Annotated in this window: 4 protein-coding genes; 2 read left to right on the top strand and 2 right to left on the bottom strand. The window is 43.5% G+C overall.

Annotated elements, in window-relative coordinates:
• Both M595_RS26945 and M595_RS26950 read right to left on the bottom strand, forming a co-directional pair.
• A partial coding sequence (locus M595_RS26945) for a hypothetical protein (RefSeq protein ID WP_023069766.1) occupies positions 1–989 on the bottom strand: 989 nt, incomplete at its 3' end.
• An 87-nt stretch (positions 990–1076) separates the two neighbouring features.
• Positions 1077–1475 (bottom strand): hypothetical protein, encoded by a 399-nt coding sequence (locus tag M595_RS26950; RefSeq protein ID WP_023069765.1) that lies wholly within the window; start codon positions 1473–1475, stop codon positions 1077–1079.
• Between the two features lie 209 nt (positions 1476–1684).
• On the opposite strand from M595_RS26950, the gene rppA reads away from it, so the two are divergent.
• Entirely contained in the window at positions 1685–2362 is a 678-nt protein-coding gene (gene rppA, locus M595_RS26955; protein ID WP_040484754.1) for a two-component system response regulator RppA, read from the top strand.
• 20 nt (positions 2363–2382) lie between these two features.
• Positions 2383–3496: sensor histidine kinase (locus tag M595_RS26960; RefSeq protein ID WP_023069767.1), on the top strand; the 1114-nt coding region annotated here is incomplete at its 3' end.

Consider the following 3496-nt stretch of genomic DNA (forward strand, 5'->3'; position numbering starts at 1 on the left):
AAAAATTGTGAATCGGGTAAATTGGCATCAACTAACAGCGGACTGCCATTAATATCGAGCAGAAATTCATCATTATCGACTAAATTAATTACCGTTCCTGTCACCGTTGTAGCAACCATTGGAGGAACACCTACAGGAGCGGGCGGAGGAGCAACCGCAGTCGGAATTACGGGCGAACCATCAACCCGAGTTACTGAAAAGGTATCGAAATCTTGATCATCCAATACACCCGCAACATTGACAACTTCACCGGGAACTAATTGCAAAAATTGTGAATCGGGTAAATTGGCATCAACTAACAGCGGACTGCCATTAATATCGAGCAGAAATTCATCATTATCGACTAAATTAATTACCGTTCCGGTAACAGTTGTAGCAACCATTGGAGGAACACCTACAGGAGCGGGCGGAGGAGCAACCGCAGTCGGAATTACCGGCGAACCATCAACCCGAGTTACTGAAAAGGTATCGAAATCTTCATCATCCAATACACCCGCAACATTGACAACTTCACCGGGAACTAATTGCAAAAATTGTGAATCGGGTAAATTGGCATCAACTAACAGCGGACTGCCGTTAATATCGAGGAGAAATTCATCGTTATCCACCAAATTAATCACCGTTCCGGTAACAGTTGTAGCAACCATTGGAGGAATATCCAATTGAGGAGCGGGAGGATTTCCAATCAAAGGATCTGCGGGAACTTCTGGGGGAACTACGGGTTGATTTCCGCCCAAAACGACAGAACCATCGGGGCGAGTAATGGAGGGAGTATCGATTTCTAAACCGTCAAATTCCCCCACAAAAACGTTAACCGTTTCACCGATCATTAAACCCAATTGATCGGCTTCTAAAGGCGTAGGATCGACAATGGTAGTACCGCCCGACCAATTTAAAGTAAAATCGTCTCCATTGTCTACAAAACCGCCCACAACTCCGGTAACAGTTGCTCCGGGAAATAAACCTGCTAGGGGATTGGGTTCAATCATCTCTTGTCCTGCCTTTCTGAACTCGATGATGTTACTTTAAAAAGTAAAAATGACAGGAAGATGACAGGGGGTTGATCTCAGAAAAAATTAATCGTAAATTTGATAACGAACCAAAGTCCGAAGCTGTGCGGGAGAGAGGTTCAGGGTGTGAGAAAGTTCCGCTTCCACATCCGCCACATCGATGACGGGAAACTCAAATTCTAACTCTTTTAAGGTGGGACTATCGGTATCAATATCGACTTTGGTATAACCTCTTTGTTCGTAAATTTTAGCTTCAATAGAAATCAGTTGTCCTTTCAGCACCAGTTCAACTTCCGGTAAGGTTTCCCCTTCCACGGATATCCGCTCAATTTGGGGGGCTTCACCCAACACGGCTGCGGTTGTCCAACCCGTTCCCACCCAGAAGATTAAACCAATTAACGGTAAGGGAAACCAAAATTCTAAACCCACTGAATCGGCTATTTTTCGCCAATCTCTCCATTTCATAATTATCTCTGAAATTTTTATGCTACTTTTAATTATTATGCACTTTTTCCGTCCAGTTTTGACATGAACTCTGGCAATCCTCAACAGGTGTTTCTCTAAGATAATCTAACAAGATAAATTGATATTTATCGGGTCAGATTCAGGACAAAAGACAATTTTTTATTGTCGGCTAATTGTCTGATAAACTAGAGTAACGAGATAAACAACCGATGAGAATCCTATTGGTTGAAGACGATATAGAACAGTTGGAACCGATCCGCACCGCCCTTTCCCAAGCCGGACATATTGTGGATGGGGTAGAAACGGGAGACACCGCCCAGTGGTTAATGGGCGAAACCGATTATGATTTACTCATTTTAGATTGGATGTTACCCGGCATTTCCGGTGTCGAACTCTGTCGCACCTATCGAAGTATGGGAAAAACAGCACCCGTTTTGCTTTTAACCGCTAAAGATACCACTGCCGAAAAAGTAATTGGGTTGGATAGCGGGGCGGATGATTACCTGGTTAAACCGATAGATTTGCTGGAACTTCTCGCCCGAATTCGCGCTTTGGGGAGACGTTCTCCCCACTGGTTGGGAGACCGTTTAAAATTGGGGGATTTAGAATTAAATTTAACCCATTTGTGCGTACAAAGAGAAGAAAAACAGGTTCAACTTTCGGTTAGAGAATCGCAACTTTTAGAATATTTTCTCCGCCATCCCAACCAAGTTTTAAGCCGAGATCAAATCGAACAATCTTTATGGGAATGGGATAACCCCCCCGAAAGCAACGCGGTGAGTACCCTCGTCAGGCGTTTAAGACAGCGTTTAGGACAGGTGGATGCAGCCAACTGGATAGAAACGGTTTACGGTTTAGGATATCGAATTAGTCAGCCCAATGTTTAGTGAAAAATGTTTAATCAAAAATGTTTAGTCAAAGTCGTCGGAATTTAGCCCGTTGGTTCACTTGGTCAATGGGGGGTATTTTAATTGTATTTGCCCATTTTATTTATTATATCGAAACTCGCCACCAACTGCGATCGCTCGATAGTGCGTTATATGATCGAACCAACGCCCTCGCTTCAACGGTTGAATTTAACACCCGCCAAGCCCAACCCAAACTAGAATTTGAAAACCTATTAATGCTGCAAAATAATTCCGGCTTGGGCAATCAATTAAAATATGTTCGCTGGTACAATCGACAAGGAAAACTGGTTCAATTTGTCGGGGAAGCGCCCGCCGAAACTATCCGCCTAAATTCCGGCTTTAAAAGCTTAACCATCAATGAAAATATTCGGGTTAGAGAATTAACCCTCGCCGTCGTACACAATCAAATACTGATCGGCTATTTGCAAGTCGGAACCTCCCTGGAACCGTTAGAAAATACCATAAACACCCTGCGTTTATTTTTAAGTATTGGAGTGCCGATCACGTTGGGAATTATCGGTTTAACGGGTTGGTTACTCGGAGGAATGGCAATGCAACCCATTCGTCAATCTTACGAAGCCCAAAGCCGGTTTACCGCCGATGCTTCCCACGAATTACGCGCCCCTTTAGCCGCCATTCTCAGCAACGCCCAAGTCGGTTTGCTCGCCCCAACTTGCGATGAAATTCCCCGCCAACGCCTGGAAAAAATCGTCAATTTAACCAAATCCATGACGGTTTTAATCGGTCATTTATTGCTATTAGCGCGTCAGAGCAGCAAACTCAATCCCGAGTTATTGCAAACCGTTAATATCGTTCAAGTTTTGATCGATTTAGTCCCCAATTATCAAGACTTAGCCACAGAAAAAGATTTGACGTTTTATACTCAACTTCCCCAAAAATCTATTTTAATTCGCGCCGAACCCGAGTTACTCCGTCAAGCCATTGAAAATCTTCTCAATAATGCTATTAAGTATACAAATTCGGGGGGAACAATCAGCCTAAAATTAATCTATGAGTTCCGTTGGGTAATGATTACGGTAACAGACACCGGAATGGGTATTCCGCCCGAAGATTTACCCCATATTTTTGATCGCTTTTATCGCGTCGATCAAG

It is taken from the genome of Lyngbya aestuarii BL J, assembly GCF_000478195.2.
GTDB lineage: Bacteria > Cyanobacteriota > Cyanobacteriia > Cyanobacteriales > Microcoleaceae > Capilliphycus > Capilliphycus aestuarii.

Coding starts and splice junctions, on each gene's coding strand:
- rppA (WP_040484754.1), top strand. CDS start 1,685: ATGAGAATCCTATTGGTTGAAGACGATATAGAACAGTTGGAACCGATC.
- M595_RS26950 (WP_023069765.1), bottom strand. CDS start 1,475: ATGAAATGGAGAGATTGGCGAAAAATAGCCGATTCAGTGGGTTTAGAA.